Source organism: Mannheimia sp. (assembly GCF_056854775.1).
Map to the genome: position 1 here is coordinate 1 of NZ_JBXGGI010000059.1, position 22,554 is coordinate 22,554.

Genomic DNA, 22,554 nt, shown 5'->3' on the forward strand with positions numbered 1-22,554 from the left:
GTTTCAATTAAAGTATTTTGCCAAATCGGCTCTTTAATACCATAACTGAATTTATTCACCACTAAGAAATCGCCTACTCGTAGTGTAGGTTCCATTGAGCCACTTGGGATTTGGAACGGTTCAAATAAGAACGAGCGAAGTACGGTAACAAAGAATAAAATGCCGAAAAGCGAGGCAAAAAATTCGCCCACTGCCGATTTTGGATGAATTTCTGCCATTTCTTCATCGGTTAATGCTCTGCCTAAGCGTTTTTGCTGTTGGGCAATCGCCTGTTTGCGTCTTGGATCGGCACTAAATTTATAAAATGCCCAAAATCCGCCGCAAATCAATACCAACGCCACTAAAATGATCGAAATAGTATTCGGCAGTTGCATTGAATCCAACCATTTCCAAATACCGTAAATAATGCCTAGAAAAATAATCGGCATAAATTGTGCCATTTGATTTCCTCTCTGTTTTGTGGGGGCGAATAATGATTCGCCCCCTACGTTTTGTTTTTGCAAAAAATCCTGAAAATATGACCGCTTACAAGCGGTTTAATTCCGCATTAATTTTGCAAATTACTCTTTGCCAACGTGTAAAATCGCTAAGAACGCTTCTTGCGGCACTTCTACGTTACCGAGGGATTTCATTCGTTTTTTACCCTCTTTTTGTTTTTGGAGAAGTTTTTTCTTACGGCTGACATCACCACCGTAACATTTTGCCAATACGTTTTTACGCAACTGTTTCACCGTTGAACGGGCAATGACGTGGTTGCCGATTGCGGCTTGAATCGCAATATCAAATTGTTGGCGTGGAATCAACTCACGCATTTTTTCCACTAACTCACGTCCACGATAAGCCGCATTTGCACGGTGGACGATAATCGCCAACGCATCCACACGCTCGCCGTTGATCATAATATCCACACGCACCATATCGGCAGTTTGGAAACGTTTGAATCCGTAATCTAATGAAGCATAACCACGAGAAGTCGATTTCAAGCGGTCGAAGAAATCCAACACCACTTCACCCATCGGGATCTCATAAGTTAAGGCGATTTGGTTGCCGTGATACACCATATTGGTTTGCACGCCACGTTTTTCCACACAAAGGGTAATCACGTTGCCTAAGAACTCTTGTGGCACAAGCATATTACACTCTGCAATCGGCTCACGAATTTCTGCAATATTGTTGATTGCCGGGAGTTTAGACGGGCTATCCACATAAATGGTTTCGCCGTCTGTTTGCACTACTTCATAGACTACCGTTGGGGCGGTGGTGATTAAATCCAAGTCATATTCACGCTCTAAACGCTCTTGGATAATCTCCATATGCAACAAGCCTAAGAAACCACAACGGAAACCAAAACCTAACGCACTTGAGGTTTCCGGCTCGTAGAATAACGAGGCATCATTTAGGCTTAATTTACCTAACGCATCACGGAAAGCTTCGTAATCGTCTGATGAAATCGGGAACAAACCTGCGTAAACCTGTGGTTTTACTTTCTTAAAGCCCGGTAATACTTCGGTAGCGGAATTATGGTGATGGGTTAACGTATCGCCCACCGGTGCCCCTAAAATATCTTTAATCGCACAAACTACCCAACCTACTTCGCCAGTTTTTAATTCTGTGGTATCCACTTGTTTCGGGGTGAAAATACCTAAGCGATCCACGTTGTAAGATTGCCCAGTACTCATCACTTTGATTTTGTCGCCTTTTTTCAGCACGCCGTTTTTCACACGCACCAAAGACACAACGCCTAAATAGTTATCGAACCAAGAGTCGATAATCAAGGCTTGTAGTGGAGCTTCAGGCTCACCTTCCGGTGCAGGAATTTTCTTCACAATTTCTTCTAAAACATCTTCAATCCCTAAACCGGTTTTAGCCGAACAACGTACTGCATCAATCGCATCGATCCCAACAATATCTTCGATCTCTTCTGCTACACGCTCAGGTTCAGCAGCCGGTAAGTCGATTTTGTTTAAAATCGGCACAACCTCAAGATCCATTTCGATTGCGGTGTAACAGTTCGCCAAGGTTTGAGCTTCAACGCCCTGCCCTGCATCGACTACCAATAATGCCCCTTCACAAGCGGCAAGCGAGCGAGAAACTTCGTACGAGAAATCCACGTGTCCCGGTGTGTCGATAAAGTTCAGCTGATAAGTTTCACCGTCTTTCGCTTTATAATTTAAAGTTACACTTTGTGCTTTAATGGTAATTCCACGTTCACGCTCAAGATCCATTGAATCTAACACCTGAGCTTCCATCTCACGGTCTGATAAGCCGCCACAAGTTTGAATTAGGCGGTCTGATAAAGTCGATTTACCGTGGTCAATATGGGCGATAATCGAAAAGTTACGAATATTTTGCATTTTCATCGGGCAGTTAATGTCCTGTTTTGTTGTTTGTTTATCGAAAAATTAATCGGAGAATTGTACTTGAAATACAAGGTTTTGCAAAGCAAAACAAGAGAGAACAAGCGGTTGTTTTTAGTAAAATTTTTGCAAAAAACAACCGCTTGTAGCGTGAGGGTTAGATAATTTCGGCTTGGGAAAGTACCGCTTGTTGTAATACCCGAATACCGGCTTCAATATCTTTCCATTCGGTAAACTCAAGCGGATTGTGGCTGATGCCTAAATGCGACGGCACAAACAACATTCCTGTTGGACAAAGCGTTGCCATATGCATTGCATCGTGTCCTGCTCCGCTTGGCATAATTTCATAGCTGTAACCTAAACTTTCGGTAACTTGCGTCAAATGCTCCACCATTTCTGTCGGTAGCACGATAGGCTGATCTTTTGAAATAAGCTGTAATTCAATCTCTAAACCGCGTTTTTGTTCCACCTCTTTGATTTTATTTTGAAGGGCAGTAAATACCGATTCTCTGGCTTGTGTGTGAATACCGCGAATATCCACCAACAGTTCAGCATAGCCCAGCACTACATTCATTACCCCCGGTTTTGCTGTTAGATTACCGGCAGTCGCTACGGTTGAATGACCTGCTTGAATAGCAGCCTGTTCTAATTCGAGAGCAAGTTCGGCAGCACCTAACAAAGCATCGTGGCGGTAGTGCATTGCTGTTGCCCCTGAATGATCAGCTTGCCCTTTGATTTTGACAATCGCCCGAATTGGGGCAGCAATGCCAGTGACAATGCCAATGGTTTTCTGCTCATTTTCCAATCTTGGACCTTGCTCAATATGCAGTTCTAAAAAGCACTTAAACTCTGAGCCACTGCGTTTAGCATCATTTACTTTATTAAAGTCTAAACCAATATCACTTAAGGCTTGTTCCACGCCGAAGCCTTGTTTATCTTTAAGCTTGCTCAATGCGGCTTGATCCGCTACCCCACACATCACTTTGCTACCAAGCGTGGCGTAATTAAAACGGCTGGATTCTTCACAGGTAAAAATAATCAATTCGAGCGGATAGCGTGTTTGGATATTCTGTTCGCAAAGTTGAAAAAGGGTTTCCAGCCCCGCGATCGTGCCTAAGGTACCATCAAATTTACCGGCATTTACTACCGTATCAATATGAGAACCAAAAGCTACAGCCGGTAGATTGTCTTCAACACCTTTTCGGCGAATAAACACATTGCCGATTGGGTCAATTTTTACCGTTAAATCATACTTTTTGCAAAGCTCAATTACGTAATCTCGGGCGGCAATATCTTCTTGAGTAAATGCCAAACGGGTAATTTCATTTTCTACCGATGTGAAACTGGCTAAACCAGCAAAAATTTGTTGGATTCTTTGCATATTAATTGACATAAATCACCCTTTTTTAATGTAATCTCGCTATAATTATAACCACACTGAGGTATAAAAATATTTATCTGTATCAAAATTTATTCACATATTTCAAACGAGATAAAAGGAGATGGCGATGAAGAAAATGTTATTAATGAGTGGCTCTAAATATAAAAACACCGAGTATTTAGTGCATTGTATTCCTTGGCTGAAAACCTTTTTAGCAGATTATCGAGGCAAAAAAGTTGCCTTTCTGCCTTATGCAGGTGTAAGACGTAGCTATGATGAATATGAAAGTACAGTAAAAGCTGCTTTAGCAGATTTGGATCTTGAAATTATCTCTGTACATCGTGGCAACAAGCATACCGATATTATTGAGCAAGCCGATGTGATTGCGGTAGGTGGTGGCAATACTTTTTGTTTGCTTAAGCAAATGTATGAAAACAATGTCCTAGAGTGCATTCGTCGAAAAGTAGAAAATGGCACGCCGTATTTTGGTTGGAGTGCCGGAGCAAACGTGGCAGGTAGCTCAATTATGACGACTAACGATATGCCGATTACTTATCCTCCCTCATTCCAAGCATTAAATTTATTTCCGCATCAAATTAATCCGCATTTTATTTCAGGCAAAATACCGGGGCATAATGGCGAAAGTCGTGAAGAACGATTAGCCGAATTTCTAATTGTGAACCCAACCGCATTAGTTTATGGATTACCAGAAGGCACAGCCTTGCAGATCGAAGGTTCACAAGCGGTCGTTTTAGGCGAAAATTCTGCATTACAATTTAGCCGAGATATGCAACTCAAAACCTTTGAGCCAAATTCAATTTTTACTTACTAAGGAGATATTTATGCAAACGTTCAACCTTATTATTGCAATAGTCGGAATTATTGCCACCGTCTATTTGCTAATCAAAAAGTACGAAACACGAACGGTGCTCATTGCAATAGGTTTAGGTATGGCACTTTTAACCCTCCAACCGATGGCTGCCCTTGATGCCTTTGCAAAAAGTATGACTTCAGGCGGCTTGATTATGGCAATCTGTTCAAGTATGGGTTTTGCTTATGTGATGAAATACACAGAGTGTGATTCTCACTTGGTTCAGTTATTAACCAAACCGTTAGCCGGATTAAAATTCTTCTTAATTCCGTTTGCGACCATCATCACTTTCTTTATTAACATTGCTATTCCATCAGCGGCTGGTTGTGCAGCTGCCGTGGGGGCAACCTTAATTCCGGTGTTAAAATCTGCCGGTGTTCGCCCAGCCACTGCCGGTGCAGCCATTCTTGCCGGTACTTTTGGTTCAATGATGAGCCCTGGATCTTCTCACTCAGCAATGATTAGTGAAATGTCAGGCTTAACAATTACTGAGGTAAACCTTTCTCACGCACCTTACACTATGATTGCAGGGGCGATTGGTGCAGTTACGCTCACTATCATTGCATTAATCTTAAAAGATTATGGCAAAGAGCACCGTGATGCTTATTTAGCTGAAGCAACCCACACTCATACCACAGAAACCAAAACCAACCTTTTATTTGCGATTGCTCCATTAATTCCACTGGTTATTTTGGTGATTGGCGGTACTTCTTTACAACAAATCTCTTGGTTGAACTGGACCAAAATGGGCGTTCCTCAAGCGATGTTAATCGGTGCAATTTACGGCTTAATTGTTACTCGCACATCACCAGCTAAAATCACTAATGAATTCTTTAACGGTATGGGTAATGCCTATGCGAATGTATTAGGGATTATTATTGCCGCCGGCGTTTTCGTAGCCGGCTTAAAAGCAACAGGGGCGATTGACTCTGCGATTGAATTCTTAAAACACTCAAACGAATTTGTGCGTTGGGGTTCAACCATCGGCCCATTCCTAATGGGCGTAGTAACAGGCTCAGGCGATGCCGCTGCGATTGCCTTTAACACCGCCGTGACCCCACACGCAACCGAATTAGGCTATACCCACGTTAATTTAGGTATGGCAGCAGCGATTGCCGGTGCGATTGGTCGAACCGCTTCGCCAATTGCAGGTGTTGTTATTGTGTGTGCCGGTATCGCAGGTGTGAACCCGGTTGAAATGATTAAACGAACCGCACCGGGAATGATCCTTGCAACCCTATTCCTCGCCTTATTTATGTTATAACCGAATTGCCCTTTACTTGCGTAAAGGGCTTTTTTATAAGGAAAACAGTATGAGCCTTTCATTAGAACAACTGATTCAATTACGCCGAGAATTTCACAAATTCCCAGAAACAGGATGGAGTGAATTTTGGACAACTAGCAAAATTGCTGATTATTTAGAGGCAATCGGCTTTCAAATTTTATTAGGTAAAGAGATCATCCACCCGGATTTTGTGCGTGGTCGTAATAAAGCCATTGTCGAAAAAGGCATTCAACGAGCCATTAACTATGGGACAAACCCAAAATGGTTAGATAAAATGGACGGCTACACAGGCTGTGTCGCGGTCTTTGATTCGGGTAAACCGGGCAAAACTGTGGCTCTGCGTTTTGATATTGACTGTGTAGATGTGAGCGAAACAAAATCGCCCGAACACCGAGCTAACCAACTTGGTTTTGCCTCCGTAAACGAAGGCGAAATGCACGCTTGCGGCCACGATGGGCATATTACCATCGGCTTAGGCGTGGCTCACTGGTTAATGGAAAATAAAGATAAGCTCACTGGCAAAGTGAAAATCGTCTTCCAGCCTGCCGAAGAGGGCGTGCGTGGTGCGGCTGCGATTGCCGCAAGCGGTGTGATTGACGATGCCAATTACTTTGCCGGCTCACATATCAGTTTTTGTGCCAATTCCGGCACGGTGTTAGCCGATCCGAAAAACTTCCTTTCCACCACCAAAATTGATATTCGCTATAAAGGCAAACCGGCACACGCTGGAGCAGCACCACATTTAGGACACAATGCGTTACTCGCCGCATCCCACGCAGTTACTCAACTACACGGAATTTCCCGCCACGGTAGCGGTATGACACGAATTAATGTGGGCGTGTTTAAAGCTGGCTCCGGACGCAATGTGATCCCTGCCGATGCGGAAATCAAGCTTGAGGTACGAGGTGAAAATAAAGAGATCAATCAATATATGGTCGATCAAGTGATGCAAATCGCCCAAGGTATTGCGGTGAGTTTTGGCGTGGAATACGAAACTGAAATTATGGGCGAGGCGGTAGATATGAATAATGATGCCGAATTGGTTGAGTTAATCAGAGAAATTGCCATTGTTCAACCGCAAGTGCATAGCAGTGATAAGGAATACTCATTCAACGCCAGCGAAGATGCGACTATTCTCGGCCGCCGAGTGCAAGAAAACGGCGGTAAAGCCATTTACTTTATCATCGGAGCAGATAGAACCGCCGAGCATCATCAAGCCGAATTTGATTTTGATGAAGAGCAACTCTTAACCGGCGTAAATATCTATACCTCTCTGATTCAAAAACTCCTTGCCTAACATCTAAAGCCCTGATGACTATCAGGGCTTTTCATCTCATTTGCAAACTTTTTCGAAAATATGACCGCTTGATTATTCGATGTTCAAACGTTTTTCTATATCGAAAAAATATTGGGTAATCACAAATTTTTATTGTAGAATCCATAAGTTTTTTTAATTCATATAACAAATAGGAACTATTATGCAATTCAGAGAAATTAATCCTTCCCCGCGTTTATTAATGTGCCCTGGCCCGACAGACGCAGACCCGCGTGTATTACGTGCCATGTCTGCCCCGATTTTAGGGCAATTTGACCCGGAGTTTACCTCATTAATGAATGAAACCATGGAAATGGAACGTCGCCTTTTCCAAACAAAAAATGAGCAAACCTATGTGGTAAACTCAACTTCTCGTGGTGGTTTAGAAACCGTTTTAACGGCGGCAATCTGCCCGGGCGATAAAGTGTTAATTCCTGCATTTGGTCGTTTTGGCTATTTATTAAATGAAATTTTATCTCGTAGCGGTGCAGACATCACCATTATCGAAAGAGAATGGGGTACCGTTTTTGAGCCTGAAGAAATTGAGGCTGAATTGAAAAAAGGCGGCTATAAAGCTGTTGCCATTATTCACGGCGAAACCTCAACTTCAATGATGCAACCGTTAGAAGAGATCGGCAAAATCTGTAAACAATATGATGCGATGCTAATCGTTGATACGGTTGCAACCTTAGGCGGTGTAGATATCCGTGTTGATGAATGGAATATTGATGCTTGTATCGGCGGTACTCAAAAATGTATTTCTGCACCATCAGGTACCGCGTTAATCACTTATAACAAACGCATTGAAGAGATTATTACGAAACGTAAACGTGTAGAAAAAGGGATTCGTGCCGATTCTGATGTGGACGGTACTCTACCGCAAATTCCAAGTAACTACTTAGACCTAGCTCAGTTACAAGATTACTGGAGCCCACGCCGTTTAAATCACCACACTGAGGCAACCAGCGCTCAATATGGTATTCACGAGGCATTGCGTATTATTTTACAAGAAGGTTTAGAGAACCGTTTTGCCCGCCATATTTTAAACGACAAAGCACTATGTGCCGGTTTAGAAGCGATGGGCTTAAAAATCTTCGGTGATCGCAAACACAAAGCGCCTGTGGTAACTGCATTCCATATTCCGGAAGGCATCACTGGCCCTGCTTTGCGTAGCGATATTTTAAACCACTTCGGGATTGAATTAGCCACTTCATTCGGCCCGTTAGACGGCAAAATTATCCGCATCGGTAATATGGGTTTCTCAAGCCAAAAACGTAACGTATTATTAACCTTAGGTGCGTTAGAAGCAGTATTATTAAGCCATAAAGTGAAAGTGCCTTCAGGTGATGCTGTGGCTGCAGCATTAGCAGTGTATAAAGACGCTGAGAAAACTGCTTAGTTGATCAATTTTCGCGAGTTTTAAAAATCAAAACGGGTTAAATTCTTCATCGGAATTTAACCCGTTTTCGGTTAGCCCAAATTAAGGGGTATTTTCAAAAATTTCTCTATCAAACTCATTTTCAGAATGTGCTACAAGTAATGCAACTAATACATCATCAATAACATTAAGCACCGTTCTAAACATTCCGGAGAACCAATCGATACCAGCCAATAGCGCAACCCCTTCTATAGGTAAACCCACTGTTGGTAGTACGATAGCTAGTGCAACTAAACCGCCACCTGGTACAGTTACTGTACCTAATGTTGCCAGCGTAGACATAATCACGACTATAAATTGTTGCTGGATTGACATTTCGATATTGAAAAATTGAGCAATTGTCAAACAAGATAGTGCTAAATAGATAGCTAACCCATCACTATTTAGTGACATACCTAGTGGGTTAATTAATCGAGAAACACGTTTACTAACCCCAATTCTCTCCTCTGCATCAGCCATTTTTGTCGGCAGTGTAATTGCAGATGAAGTTGTCGTAAATGCCATAACTCCCATACGTAAAAGCTTTTTACTAAGTTTTAACGGACTAACTTTTACTACAGTAGCAGTAATAAAGATAAATACCGCCAAAATTAAGGTCATTCCTATTGCAAAGGCTAACAAGAATTTAAACAGTGGTAAAATGACTTGAATACCATAGTAACCAATTACCCAGCCTAATAAACAGAAAATCCCTAACGGTGCAATTTTCATTACAAGTTTGATGACTTGCAGCAAAATCTCATTTAAGCTTTTGATATTATTCAAAAATGTATTATTCGGATTACTCTCTGAAATAATGCTTGAAGCAAGACCAGCTAGAATTGCAAAAACAATAACTTGAATTGTGCTACCAGAACCAATAGACGAGATAATATTACTTGGGAAAAAATCTGTAATAATTTGTGCAATGGTTTTATCTGTTGCCTTAATTGAGGTTGTTAGTTCTTCATTATAAACAATCCCTGCTCCTGGCTGGATAACATTAGCAATAACAATACCAACTACAGCTGCACTAATTGTGGTTAAAGCAAAACCAAATAATGCTTTTAGACCTAAATTACCAATCTCTTTTCGATGTAGGGAACCTATCGCCTCAATGACGGATCCCATGACAAGTAAAATGATCCCCATCTGAATCAGACGAAGAAAGATATCGCCAATAAATTTCAGCTCCACCATTAATTCCGGAAGAACTAAACCTGCCACAATTCCTAACATCATCGCTAGAAATATTTGTAATGTAGTATTGTTTCTTAGTTGCATAACTTTCTCCTGTTTTAAGGCAAACAAGCGGTAAAATTTTTACCAAATTTTACCGCTTGTATCTGTTATTTATGCTCTAAAATCGTGCCTTTACGGAAAGACTCTGAGCTTTTCAAGGTTTTCATCAAGATGTAGTAGCTTAAACCTGATGGGATTAAACTTACATACCAAGAAAGATCAACCACGATAAGTGAGCAGAGTGAGCCGATTGCAATGGCAATAATTGCTGCCCAGTTAATGCCTTTGAAGATGCCTTCTTTGTTATAGAGATCGTTTACATTGAGTTTTTCTTTTCTCAAGATGTAGTAATCAACTACCATTACTGCAAAGATTGGGCCTAAGAATGCTGAGTAGATTTTGATGAATAGCGATAAGCCGTCTGCGGATTCTGCAGTCACTAATTTCCACGGCATTACACACATTGATAACACACCCACTAAAATAGTCGCGTGTGACCATTTCATTTTGAATGAGTCCATTAAAATGTATGCTGGTGGCACGATGTTATTCAATACGTTTGTGGTGACTTGTGCAAAAGCAATGAATAATAAGGTGATAACGGTTAAAAATTTATTATCCATTGCGGTAGCAAATACTTGGATTGGATCACTATTGCCTGTTGCTGCAGTCACTAATAAACCGATTAAGCCCATAAATAGGGTAACAGGTAAAATAGAAAGCACATAGATAACCCCTGTGGTTACAGGGCCAGTGCCTTCTTTAACGTGACGGGAGTAGTCTGATGCATTTAAGATCATTGTTGAGTAAATACCCAAGAATGCGGTTGTTGCTGCCCAGAATGGCATTCCCCAAGAGCCTTCGATATTAGCAAAACGGTTACCGATTTCTACCGAGAATTGAGTTTGAACCACATAAAGCATATAAGCAAGAATACCGATTAAGAACACGCAAGAAACGTTTTCTAACCATTTAATGCCTTTGAATCCGTTGATTGATAAAGCCACTTGTAATGCGGTAAATAACACATAAACAACCGGTAAATTGTCAAAACCAAATAGGAGTTTTAAACACATATTGATTGCACCGGCACCCACCCAGCTTTGGAAACCGAACCAAACGATAGCAGGCACGCCACGTAAGATACCCGGAATTTTCACCCCAGTAGTACCAAAAGAGCTGCGTAATTGCACCGGGAATGGAATACCATATTTATGGCCGCCTTTACCGATCAGGACTAAACCAATGGCAATAACGATACAGCCGATAGACATCGCTAAAATGGCTTGAGTCACGGTCAATGCCCCAATCAAACTTGCTCCCATTGAGAATGTTCCAATAGATACACAGCCACCTAAGAAACTTGCCCAGTAAGAGAAGTTATCCATAATTCGATCCTTCGTTGGCTGAAGATCAATATTGACCTCTTTTGCCAACTCAGGGTTGAGTTGTGTGTTATGTTGCATTGTTATGCTCCTTATTTTGTTTTAGTAATAAATTTTCCAAAACCTTTGCTGTCGGTTAATTTACCGTCTTGAGCGATTACTCTACCACGTACGATGGTGCATACCGGTAAGCCTTTACCTTTTTTGCCCACATAAGCAGACATTTTATTAACATACTGTAGATCTTCTGATTTGATTTCCCACTCTTTATTTGGGTCAATAATGGTGAAATCTGCATCAAAACCAATTTGGATATCGCCTTTTTGACCGTAAATGCCAAAAGCTTTTGCCGGTAATTTTGCCATTGCATTGGCTAATACCGTTGGTGAAACACCTCGTTTTACACAGCCTTCATAGAATGCCACTTGCACACAGCTTTGAATACCGCTGATACCACCCCATACATCGAATACGTTTTCGATTTTTTGCCCTAAAATTTCGTTGTATTTTTCATCATAAGAGCAAGGGGAATGGTCACTACCGATACCACTAAATGTACCATCAACAACATAATCCCATAAACGATCCACATCCGATTTAGAACGTAACGGCGGTGCACATTTGAATAATGGGCCTTTTTCAATCACATCATCTTCGCTAAAACAGAGATAGTGTGCACAAGTTTCAGCGGTAATATCGTAGCCCTCTTGTTGAGCTTCTTTGATTTTTTGTGCAACGTCCGGGTGGCTAACGTGGCAGATATGAGCTTTACAGCCGGTAGCTTTGGCAATTTCAATAATATTGATGGTTGCCAACATTTCTGCGATAAGCGGGCGAGAATCGAGGAAAGCTCTCCAGTCTAAACGACCTTCTTTTTTCATTCGTTGCTCTTGCCATTTAATGGCTGAGAAGTCTTCACAATGGAAACCGGCACGGCCGCCGAATTTTTGGATAATTTCCATCGCTTCATAGGTTTGACCGTAGTTTAGAGAGGCATAATCAGGAGAAACAGGGCCGATAAAAGATTTTAACGCCACACAACCTTTATCGTTTAATTCGCTTAAATGTTCAAAATTGGTTGGTACTAAGCCACCCCAGAAACAATAATCGACATACGCATTTGGCGAGACTTTGGCAATTTTGGCATCAAAAATTTTACCATCGGTTAAAGCCGGCTCATTTTGTAGTGGCATATCAATAATGGTGGTATAACCGCCGACTACCGCTGCTGCCGTACCGTGAGCATAATCCTCACGCCATTCATAGCCCGGATCATTTAAGTGAGCGTGAGTATCAATCGCCCCCGGGAAAACATAATTCCCTTTTACATCAATCACTTCCTTCGCTTCAGGTACAGAACCATCTTCCAAAATCGCCGCAATTTTACCAGCTTTGACCGCAATATTACCGTCAAAAACGGCATCGGATAAGACTATCTTCCCATTTTTTATGACGAGATCATACATAGTCGAATACTCCTTCTTATAGTTATGTTTGTATAAAATTTTGTACTGAACTGAGGAATTTACAAGCGGTTAATTTTCCGAAAAAATTTGCAAATTCCCCTTACTTGAATACTATTCGTCTAACAACTTCTCTGCTAATTCTTGCTGCAACACTGCTGCTTTAGCAAAATAGTGATATTCGGTAAACTCCACCGGAGTATGACTTCTACCCTCTTTGCTTGGTACGAAGATCATTACCGTTGGGATTTTTTGCCCGATTTCTAAAGAGTCATGCCCTGCTCCACTTGGTAAGCGTTTATAGCTAAATTGGTGTGCTTTGGTGGACTCTTCTAAAATCGCTAACATTTTTTCAGAAAGTGCCACAGGCTGAATAATCAATTTGGTTTCTTTCTCAAAGGTTGAACCGATTTGGGCGGTTTCTTCCGCTAATGCCTGTTCAATTTTCGCAGTGATATCTTCAATATTTGCCATATTTAACGAGCGAATATCTACGCTGAACACCACTTTTTCCGCCACGATATTAATACCGCCCGGTAGCACATTCATATAGCCAACGGTTGCAACCGTGCCGTCATTTTTCTCTCTTGCCCAATCCGCAATTTTAGAAATCACTTTAGTTGCAGCATCTACTGCGTCTAAACGCATATCCATTGGCGTAGTACCTGCGTGGTCTGCACGTCCGTGAACAGTAAACATATGGCGATGTAAGCCAACAATCCCCGTTACTAAACCGATTTCAATGCCGTGCGCATCTAACACAGGCCCTTGTTCGATATGAGTTTCGATAAAATGCCCGATTGAGCCGTCTGCCCATTTGGCATTTTGAACTTTTTCCGGATCTAATCCGTAGTTACGCATTGCTTCATAAATTGAAATGCCGTCTTTATCTAAGAATTTCTTGCAATATTCCGCATCACGAAGCCCGAGCATTGCACCGGAACCAAAATAGCCTGTACCGAAACGCATCCCCTCTTCATCGTTGAAACCAACAACAACGAAATTACGTTTGAACTTTTTACCGCCTTCTTTTAGTAAACGGGCAGTTTCCAATGCGGTGATAACACCTGCAATACCGTCATAATCTCCGCCGTGCAATACGCTGTCATAATGCGAACCTGACATCACGCAAGGTAAATCAGGTTGTTCACCTTCAAGCACCCCAAAAATATTACCAGCTTCATCTTCTCTCACACGAAGACCCGCTTCTACCATTAAATCTCTTAAATAATTAACCGCACTTCTCGCCTCTTGAGAGAAAGGCAAACGGGTACAACCGTTGCCCGGTGTGGCGGTAAATTGTTTTAACGTTTCTAAGTTTTGCGTAATACGCTGTGTAATGTGTTCCATTTTTTTATTCCTTTTTTATTTTAGATGGGCGAATTGCAACTCGCCCCTACATTTATTTCTTTCGGTTTAGAATAAATACATCTATTGGCGAATATACCATCGCCGCAACCATTAATACAAACCCGATATGGATAAAAGTATTATTGGTTTGAGCAATGCCTAACATAATTAAGGCAAAGGCGAGCATAATCACAATAAAAGCCAAGGTCATTTTGCCCGCTTTGGTTTTAAAAAACGCATTTCCCATTTTTTACTCCTTATTACTAAAGCGAGGCAAAGTAAGCCACAATACCAATTAATAAAGTCGGTAATAATGTGATCCAAATAATCGCTTTCATCACATCCCCTTCTTTACCTAAAATATTGGCTGTGGTTGTGCCTAAAATAATTTTACTTGGGCTGATCGCACTACCAATCGCCCCACCGGTAGTCTGGGCCCCTAAAATTGCCGCAGAGTTGGCATTGAGTAATTTGGAGGTTGTCATTTGGAAATCACCAAATAAAATATTCGAGCTCATATTACTACCGGTCATAAAAGTCCCTAAGAAACCAATAAATGGCGATAAGATCACATAAGATTTGCCCAATACTGCTGCCATTCCTTGAGCTAACACCGCTGTTTGCCCTGTGCCGCCCATAATTTTGGACATAATTACCAAGCCGACTACCGCAATGCCCGATGGCATTGTCATTGAAATGGATTTGGCAAATACCGCTTTCGTGCCGCCTTTTCCAATCCAGCCTTTGTATTGGTAATAGATTAAGCCAATAATAGAAGAGACAAATAAGAACATACTTGCGTGAGTGAAAATGGCAATCGGCGAATAAGAGCTATAAGCCTTGTTCACAAAACCATAGCCTGTTACCGTTTCAGGGAAAGCAAAGCCAAACTTAAATTGCGATAGGAATTGATTAACCGGCGTAATCACTAAAATTGCAAGGGTCATCACAGAAAGCACAATATAAGGAATAAAAGCTTGCAGCAAGTTCATATTTGGCAATTCTTCTGAGCTTTCCGTGGTTTTGGTTCTGTCCATAATCGGGCTATCTTCCACACGCCAGTTGTCTTTATACATACTCATTTTACTGATGAATACAATAGCTAAAATTGACAAACAAGCAGGAATAAAGGCTGAAATCGTAGTATTCACTTGGCTTAAAATTAACTCACCGCCACCTTGAATAGTCGCAATAATCACAGTTGCCAATAAGCCTTTTTTCAATGCTTTGCCACGTCCGTAGAACCAAGAAATCGCTAAGCCGGTTACGACAATCCAGAACCATAAAAATGCAGCAGACCAAAGTGCAGTTAAGAAATAATCATCGCTGCCAACTTCTAAACCTGCCGATACCGCTAAGGCATCCCAAGCAGCGGCTAATGTACCGAAGGTATTCCCCCACGCCTGACCTAATAACGGCAATACCACCGCCCATAATGGACGAACGCCAATACCAATCAGTAATGGAGCGCCTACTGCTACCGGCACACCAAAGCCTGTAATCCCTTGTAAGAAACTTTCAAAAATCCAGCCCATTGTCATCACGAGCAAAAGTTCATTTGGGAATAATTTACTCATGCCTGTGCGGATCACTAAAAAGGCTTTTGCCGCATCACTGACTTGATACATCAAGACAGCAGTCCAAACAATCAGCAAGATGACTAACGCATTCCAAATGCCTTTAGCAGATTCAATCGCAATCAGCGAAACATCTGCTTGATATAAGAAAAGACCGCTAAAAATGGTGATTAACAAGCCAACGGGTGCCGCTTCAGTTGCTCCCCATTGGAATTTCACCATCAAAATCACTAATGTGATAATTGGCAATAACGCCATAAACCACATAAAAAAATTAACTGGAATATCCATTTGTTATTGAAAAACCTAATTGTAAAAAATTTAAAAAATATGACCGCTTGTTAATTTGAAATAGCACAAATTGCTGTAACAGGTAACAGCACAGTATCCGCAACCAAGCTAAAAGGCATATCAACTATACCTAATGCTGTAAGAGCTGCACCGTCTGGGCCAGGTTCAGACATCAGATCAGCATTTGCTCTAACACCTGAATAAGGAGAGCAATCGCCAACACCGAATGATAAAAGTGTTCCACAGCCTGATAGAGAGGTCGCTAATAATGCGATTACAGCTAATTTTGTAAATTTCATACCTGAAATCCTATATTTGGGTTCTTAAACAAGCTTATTGCAAGAAAATGTAGAAAAATGACCGCTTGTCATTATATTTTGTAGGGGCAAATTGCAATTTACCCCTACAGGCTCGGTAAAATTTATGAATAAATCACCGTACCGGTTTCACCGGCAATGCCTTCTGCTGCTTTATCCAATAAGGTGATTAATGCTCTACGGTTTGCACCACTTTCGGCAAATTTCAACGCAGCTTCCACTTTCGGTAACATTGAACCTTTCGCAAACTGCTCTTCGGCAATGTATTGGCGAGCCTGTGCTGTGCTTAAATCTGCCAACCATTCTTGATTTGGTTTGCCCCAGTTAATTGCCACTTTTTCCACCGCCGTTAAGATCACCAAATAATCTGCATTGAGTTTTTCAGCTAATAACGAGCTTGCGTTATCTTTGTCAATTACCGCATTTACGCCGTTTAAACGACCTTGCTCATCTGCTACCACCGGAATACCGCCACCACCGCAAGTGATCACGATGTGACCTGCATTCACTAACGTTTTAATCGTATCTAACTCACAAATACGTTGTGGTTTTGGAGAAGGCACGACAATACGGTAACCACGGCCGGCATCTTCCATTGTGCGAATACCTTTAGCCTCTAACTCTTGAGCCTCTGTTTCAGTTAAGAAACGGCCGATTGGTTTATCCGGATTTTCAAATGCAGGATCTTTTGCATCCACTTCAATTTGCGACAAAATGGTACTGACTTTTTGGTCGATACCACGTTTGACTAACTCATATTTAATTGCATTTTGTAAATCAATACCGATATAACCTTGACTCATTGCCACACTGGTTGGAAGTGGAATTTCATCACCTGAAATTTTTGAGAAATCGTCCATTGCACGTTGAATCATTCCCACTTGTGGCCCATTACCGTGAGTAATCACAATATTTTTGCCTTGTTGCAAAATATCCACAATAACAGTCGCTGTTTTTGCCACAGCTTCACGTTGTTCTTTCAAATTATTGCCTAAAGCGTTGCCGCCTAAAGCTAATACGATGGTTTGTTTTGACATTTACTATCCTTTTATCAATATGGGGCAGATTGCAATTTGCCCCTACCGTGATTATTCTTTAAAACCTAATTTTCTTGCATAGGCTAACACCGCTTTCTCAAAGCAAGCTAGCGGTGGGCGAACGGTACCTGCACCGATTTGACCGAAACCGGCAATTTTGTGTGCGATACCGGTGTTGATAACAGGCGTAATGCCTTTTTCAACCACAAGTCGTGCATCTACACCTAAGCAAGCCCCTTGGAAGTTCCAGTTTGGTACAACGTAGTTCGGGTTGCGGTCGATACAGATTTCCATCATATCGTTACTGGTGCGAAGGGCATCTTCATAACCACCAGCTCCAACGAAACGAGTTACTGCCGGTGCTGCAATCATTGCTAAACCACCTACACCTAAGGTTTCAGTAATAGCTGAGTCCCCAATATCCGGACACGCATCTTCGCCGTCATAACCGGTGAAGTATAAGCCTTGTGGTGTGTTTACCGGCCCAACGAACCATTCATCACCCATACCGGCAATACGAATACCGAAATGTACGCCGTTACGGCACATTGCAGTCACGACCGTACCATCAGTAATGGTTCTTGCACCGTCCATAATCGCTTTACTTGCTGCCATCATAATGTTCAAGAAGAATTGATCGGTATCCGCTAAGAATTTGATGACATCGTATTTATCGTTATCCGCTAAATCATTCATTGCGGTAATGCGTGGTGCCACTTCTTTAAAGAAAGACATTGACGCTGCAATATTACGTTGATGGAACTCATCACCCATCGCAATGGCTTTCGCTACTAATGGATTCACAGCCAAGCCGTTTTCCATTGAACGAATCGCTTTGCCTAAAGTTGGGCCTAACACATCACGCATCCATTCTAAGCGTTTTACCACTTCATCTGAGTATGCACCGAAACGTAATACTTTACCGATACCTTCGTTCATCGTACAGTACGCAGAATTACCGTCTGTGGCATTTTCCACCACCCAAACCGGCATATTAGCTGTAGTGATACCGCCCATCGGGCCAACTGCATTGACGTGGTGGCACGGCATAAATTTAATTTCACCACTTTCTAATAATGCACGAGCAGAGGTTTCGTCTGTTGCCCATTTTTCAAAGAGTACCGCACCGACACAAGAACCTTGCACTGTATTTGGCATATCTTTGTATTGAATTGGTGGGCCGGCGTGTAAAATCACTTTGCCTTCGTTTAACTCTTTGATGACTGTTTTCGCTAACACGTTATCACGGATAATCGGAGCGGCAGCAACCACTTAAGCAATCACTTTGCGGTTAGCCTCATCAATATCTAATCCTTCATATTCATTTAAGAAGTTTAAGGCTTTGATTAATTGGATATTACCGCCCGCCGGTGGTTGCCAGTTGAATTGCACCACTTGGCAGCCGAATTTTTCTGCTACATCAGCAAAACTTTTCAGACCGATATTGATAATTTTCGGTTTTTCAGATAATAAGCGTAATAAATGCTCAGAGGCAGGGTTATTTTCGCCTTGAACTACGGTTTTCGCTCGAATCGGTTTTACCGGCTCATCAAATTGTAAGCCTAATAGAGCTAATGATTTTTCCACCGCAATTTTGTTGGTTTCGCACACTTCAACACCGGCATCTTTTAATTTACGCACAGTTTCATCGTAACCTTGATAGTCACTGCGAGTTCCACACACAGTTGCCACGAAGGCTACATCACGGTTTTGTGCTTTGGCTTTTTGCTGTAATTCTTCAATAGTTGGAATTAATGCGGTTGCCATATCTTCGTGTGAGCCATAGCCTAACACGATATCAAATAAAATTACGCCTGTAGTGGCATCATCTACCGCCTCACGCATAGATTCAATACGTTTAGCCGGGTCGATCATCGGGTGAGGTTTACCTTGTGTATAAACATCATCGCCTAAATCCACCACAATGTGACCATCTTGTTTAAACATAAAGCCGTCCGCTTTCGCACCTGAGCCTTCAATCTTCAACGCATCTTTTAATAACATTGCTGCTTCGCCCGCTAATGTACCGCCTGAATAGTAGGCTTTTAAGGTTTTGCCGCAAGCGGTCGAATTTAACGGATTTTTTGCAACAGTCGGAATCGGCTCATTACGCACCAAAGCCACCGCTAAACGAGCCGCCTCGTCTAAGGTGTAAGCGTGGTAGAAATTCTCTTCGTGGAATTCTGGTTTTTCGCCTAAGAATAGCGTAATTACAGGTTTGGTATAACGGCTTAAACGTGCTGAGATTTTTTCACGCACTGCTTTTGCAGGTGGTTTAGAAATCACGATCAGCACTTTCACTTTGTCGTTTTGTTCCATCGCTTCGATGGTGTCTAACATTGTGATACCGCCGATGTCTTCATACAAGTCACGACCACCTGTACCGATAGCGTTTTCTACCCCTTCGCCTAAACGGTCAATAATGGTGGTTAATTCTTGAATACCTGTACCCGATGCACCAATGATACCGATAGAACCCGGCGTCACACTATTGGTAAATGCCACCGGCACACCTTGGATAATGCCTGTACCGCAGTCCGGCCCCATTACGACTAAACCTTTACTGTGAGCTTTTTCTTTTAATGCTTTTTCGTCTTCCACGCTTACGTTATCACTGAACATAAAGACGTTTAAACCTTCGTCTAACGCACGGTTCGCTTCTAAAGCAGCATAAGCACCCGGAATAGAAATCACCGCAAGGTTGGCATCAGGTAATTTAGCGGTCGCTTTATCCCAAGATTTTACAACTTCTGTACCCGCTTGAGCTGAGCTTGCTTGTGATTTTTGTTTTAAAAATTCTTCGACTTTTTCCATCACAACGTTGATCACATCTTCTTGCTCAACATCTGCTACCACGACCATATCATTGGCGGTCGCTTCTAATAATTCTGGCGTGTCTAATCCGCTTTGGGCGAAAATATCTTTATTTGCAGGGGTTGCCATCATCACTGACACTTTTTTCACGCCATCTAAGCCTGAAATAGCATTGGTCAGCAACATTAATACCACCGAGTCGTGGTAACTGCCTTTTTTTACTACGGTTTTTAACATATTTCTCTTCCTAACTAAATTGTATGACCCCATACGAGCCGTATGGGGTTTAATCTACCGCGAGCCACCCTGTGGCTCTATACAAAGTCCAAAGAACTTAGTTTATAACCTAGAACTGCTCGTACTAGGTTCGCTGGTTAATCCGCAAAACGATTTTTGTGATCGTAACGGTCAAAATGGATATCATCGCTGATTAAGTATTCATAGACTTTATCTACAATTTCAATACCTCCATTTGCATAATATTTATCACGACGCATCTCGGCACGTTGTCCCGGATAATAAACTTTATCATTACCTGGAGCCGGAGTCATTTCATTAAGCTCATTGATAGACTGCTCCATACTTTCACGGAATTGCTCTGCTCCGCAGAATCGAGCAGGATCAATCACAATGTGCATTTGACCTAAACGGCGACCTTCAGATAAATCGTGGTACATTGAAGAAACGTGTTTACCGAATGGCACACCTAATAGAATGCCGGAGAAAATATCGACCATCATCATTAAGCCATAGCCTTTCGCACCTGCAATTGGTACTAACGCGTTTACTTTGTTTGGATCGGTTACCGGATTCCCCTCAGCATCTACCGCCCAATCATCCGGGATAGATTCTCCACGAGAACGTTTGTCTAAAATTTTACCCCAAGCTTGAACTGTGGTTGCCATATCAAACACCACATTTTTGCCTTCTTGTGCCGGAGCAGCAAATGAAATTGGATTCGTGCCATAGTATGGCTCAGAACCGCCGTAAGGCACTGCCATTGGGTCTGATTGACAAAATGAAATCGCTAATAAGCCTTCATTTGCTGCCATTTCGGTATAGTAACCAATCGCACCGCTGTGAGAAATGTTACGAATACCAACCACTGCGATACCTGATTTTTTCGCCATCTCAATCGCTTTTTCCATTGCGAAAGTCGCTGCTACATAACCACAGCCATTATCGCCTTCAAAGATCGCTGATGCAGGACCGGTTTCTTTCCATTCAAATTTAGGATCGTGAGTAATACCGCCTTTGAAAATACGCTCGCAATAGTATTCCATACGCACTGCACCGTGAGAGTGGTAGCCACGCTCATCAGACCAAGTCAAGATTTCCGCTGTAATATCTGCGTGTTGGTCATTTAAGCCGGCTTTCATTAATTTGGCTTTCATTAAATCTTTTAATTCTTCTCTAGATAATTTCATAGTTGATTCCTTTTATAAAACGTAAATTGCTCTTATAGTTCTACATCACGGTTACATTCTTTCGAGTAGATATAGACAAAATCTTCATCGCCGACTGCATAACAGGCTTGCGGGCAGTAAGAATCCATAAAGACATAATCATCTTTTTTCACCGGAATCCACTCATCGTCTAAGCGATACATTCCTTTACCTGAAAGGAATAACATTCCGTGCTCTTGGAAATGGGTTTCAATGTAACCGTGTGATGCACCTGGCTTGAATAACAAAATATGCATATTCATATCAAAGCCGAAATCGGTAGCAGACGGAAGTAAATCTTTAATTAAACAGGTTGCCATACCTTCGTATTGCACATATTCGATATTATTCACATTGCCTACATAGCTTTTCGCTTGCTGACCTTCAAGTGGCGTATAACGGCGGCGGTGAATATAAATTTTGGTGGATTCGGCAGAGTTATTGACAAAACTTAATACTTTATCCGCCGGTGAGAAAATATAACCGCCTGTTTCTAATGTGGCTTCAGTATCGCAATTTTTTACCGATAATTGACCGCTTACACAATAGACAAAAACTTCAATACCGTTACCGCCTAATTGTGTGCAGCCACCCGTTGGGTGAACCGTTGCGATATAATCTGCAAAAGAGGCACCTAATGCCGGTGAAGACAAAATACTAATATCGCAATTATGGTAATTTGGAATACTGTTTTTAACTAAACCGTCAGTTTCCAAAATCACAAAGTTATTCTTACGAATTACTGAACGTGTTTCCAGTAATCCTTGACGATAACCTGTTTGACCATTCAAATATCCCATAATATTCTCCTTTAGGGTGACTTTATAAGTTGATTTTTATTTTGTGATTAGACAGAGCAATTCTATAATAACCACAAAACAGACGAGGTCTATTTATGCTACAAAGTACACAAATAACACTAAATACTATTCAAATTCAAGACACTGCGCTTGAAATCTCGGCAATACTTTATCAAGACGAAGATATCAAGCCGAAAGCAAGAATCA

The 22,554-nt window shown here is 41.7% G+C and carries 19 protein-coding genes; 4 read left to right on the top strand and 15 right to left on the bottom strand.

Features of this window, described 5'->3' with window-relative positions; translation table 11 throughout:
- The 3 genes from ACJHV0_RS04520 to ACJHV0_RS04530 all read right to left on the bottom strand — a co-directional run.
- Nucleotides 1-440 (bottom strand): S26 family signal peptidase (locus tag ACJHV0_RS04520; RefSeq protein WP_483133499.1); only part of this gene is annotated, 440 nt, incomplete at its 3' end.
- A gap of 120 nt (nucleotides 441-560) precedes the next feature.
- Nucleotides 561-2,354 carry a translation elongation factor 4 gene (gene lepA / locus ACJHV0_RS04525; RefSeq protein WP_025235814.1) on the bottom strand — a complete coding sequence of 598 codons (1,794 nt, stop codon included), beginning with the start codon at nucleotides 2,352-2,354 and terminating at the stop codon, nucleotides 561-563.
- A gap of 160 nt (nucleotides 2,355-2,514) precedes the next feature.
- On the bottom strand, nucleotides 2,515-3,750 hold the full coding sequence (locus ACJHV0_RS04530) for an allantoate amidohydrolase (RefSeq protein ID WP_483133500.1): 1,236 nt from the start codon (nucleotides 3,748-3,750) through the stop codon (nucleotides 2,515-2,517).
- A gap of 115 nt (nucleotides 3,751-3,865) precedes the next feature.
- On the opposite strand from ACJHV0_RS04530, the gene pepE reads away from it, so the two are divergent.
- The 4 genes from pepE to ACJHV0_RS04550 all read left to right on the top strand — a co-directional run bounded on the left by pepE (nucleotide 3,866) and on the right by ACJHV0_RS04550 (nucleotide 8,608).
- On the top strand, nucleotides 3,866-4,570 hold the full coding sequence (pepE, locus tag ACJHV0_RS04535) for a dipeptidase PepE (RefSeq protein ID WP_483133501.1): 705 nt from the start codon (nucleotides 3,866-3,868) through the stop codon (nucleotides 4,568-4,570).
- Between the two features lie 10 nt (nucleotides 4,571-4,580).
- Nucleotides 4,581-5,873, top strand: coding sequence for a C4-dicarboxylate transporter DcuC (gene dcuC, locus ACJHV0_RS04540; protein WP_025235811.1), 1,293 nt, complete (start codon nucleotides 4,581-4,583; stop codon nucleotides 5,871-5,873).
- Between the two features lie 49 nt (nucleotides 5,874-5,922).
- A complete protein-coding gene (locus ACJHV0_RS04545; protein ID WP_483133502.1) occupies nucleotides 5,923-7,191 on the top strand; it encodes a M20 family metallo-hydrolase in 1,269 nt (422 codons plus the stop codon).
- Nucleotides 7,192-7,372: 181 nt separating this feature from the next.
- Nucleotides 7,373-8,608, top strand: coding sequence for a pyridoxal-phosphate-dependent aminotransferase family protein (locus ACJHV0_RS04550; RefSeq protein ID WP_483133503.1), 1,236 nt, complete (start codon nucleotides 7,373-7,375; stop codon nucleotides 8,606-8,608).
- 81 nt (nucleotides 8,609-8,689) lie between these two features.
- Here ACJHV0_RS04550 and ACJHV0_RS04555 read toward each other — a convergent pair whose 3' ends face one another.
- From ACJHV0_RS04555 to allE, 12 genes are all read right to left on the bottom strand, one after another.
- The gene (locus tag ACJHV0_RS04555) at nucleotides 8,690-9,910 is read right to left on the bottom strand and encodes a dicarboxylate/amino acid:cation symporter (RefSeq protein ID WP_334253807.1); all 1,221 of its coding nucleotides are present in this window, start codon (nucleotides 9,908-9,910) and stop codon (nucleotides 8,690-8,692) included.
- A 65-nt stretch (nucleotides 9,911-9,975) separates the two neighbouring features.
- Nucleotides 9,976-11,334: an NCS1 family transporter gene (locus ACJHV0_RS04560; RefSeq protein ID WP_483133504.1), complete on the bottom strand. Its 1,359-nt coding sequence runs from the start codon at nucleotides 11,332-11,334 to the stop codon at nucleotides 9,976-9,978.
- A gap of 11 nt (nucleotides 11,335-11,345) precedes the next feature.
- A complete protein-coding gene (gene allB / locus ACJHV0_RS04565) occupies nucleotides 11,346-12,719 on the bottom strand; it encodes an allantoinase AllB (RefSeq protein ID WP_483133505.1) in 1,374 nt (457 codons plus the stop codon).
- Nucleotides 12,720-12,830: 111 nt separating this feature from the next.
- Complete coding sequence (locus ACJHV0_RS04570; RefSeq protein WP_483133506.1) at nucleotides 12,831-14,066, bottom strand: M20 family metallo-hydrolase; 1,236 nt, start codon at nucleotides 14,064-14,066, stop codon at nucleotides 12,831-12,833.
- Between the two features lie 52 nt (nucleotides 14,067-14,118).
- Nucleotides 14,119-14,313: a hypothetical protein gene (locus ACJHV0_RS04575; protein ID WP_483133507.1), complete on the bottom strand. Its 195-nt coding sequence runs from the start codon at nucleotides 14,311-14,313 to the stop codon at nucleotides 14,119-14,121.
- A gap of 16 nt (nucleotides 14,314-14,329) precedes the next feature.
- Entirely contained in the window at nucleotides 14,330-15,934 is a 1,605-nt protein-coding gene (locus tag ACJHV0_RS04580) for an L-lactate permease (protein ID WP_483133508.1), read from the bottom strand.
- Nucleotides 15,935-15,984: 50 nt separating this feature from the next.
- Nucleotides 15,985-16,233 carry a YceK/YidQ family lipoprotein gene (locus ACJHV0_RS04585; protein ID WP_334236069.1) on the bottom strand — a complete coding sequence of 83 codons (249 nt, stop codon included), beginning with the start codon at nucleotides 16,231-16,233 and terminating at the stop codon, nucleotides 15,985-15,987.
- A 122-nt stretch (nucleotides 16,234-16,355) separates the two neighbouring features.
- Nucleotides 16,356-17,288, bottom strand: coding sequence for a carbamate kinase (arcC, locus tag ACJHV0_RS04590; protein WP_483133509.1), 933 nt, complete (start codon nucleotides 17,286-17,288; stop codon nucleotides 16,356-16,358).
- A gap of 51 nt (nucleotides 17,289-17,339) precedes the next feature.
- Nucleotides 17,340-18,560, bottom strand: a complete 1,221-nt coding sequence (locus ACJHV0_RS04595) for a YlbE family protein (RefSeq protein ID WP_483133510.1) — start codon at nucleotides 18,558-18,560, stop codon at nucleotides 17,340-17,342.
- Nucleotides 18,561-20,339, bottom strand: a complete 1,779-nt coding sequence (gene fdrA, locus ACJHV0_RS04600) for an acyl-CoA synthetase FdrA (protein ID WP_483133511.1) — start codon at nucleotides 20,337-20,339, stop codon at nucleotides 18,561-18,563. It lies immediately after the preceding gene.
- A gap of 137 nt (nucleotides 20,340-20,476) precedes the next feature.
- Nucleotides 20,477-21,529 (bottom strand): ureidoglycolate dehydrogenase, encoded by a 1,053-nt coding sequence (gene allD, locus ACJHV0_RS04605; RefSeq protein ID WP_483133512.1) that lies wholly within the window; start codon nucleotides 21,527-21,529, stop codon nucleotides 20,477-20,479.
- Between the two features lie 32 nt (nucleotides 21,530-21,561).
- Nucleotides 21,562-22,347, bottom strand: coding sequence for a (S)-ureidoglycine aminohydrolase (gene allE / locus ACJHV0_RS04610; RefSeq protein WP_188156053.1), 786 nt, complete (start codon nucleotides 22,345-22,347; stop codon nucleotides 21,562-21,564).
- Nucleotides 22,348-22,554: the final 207 nt, after the last annotated feature.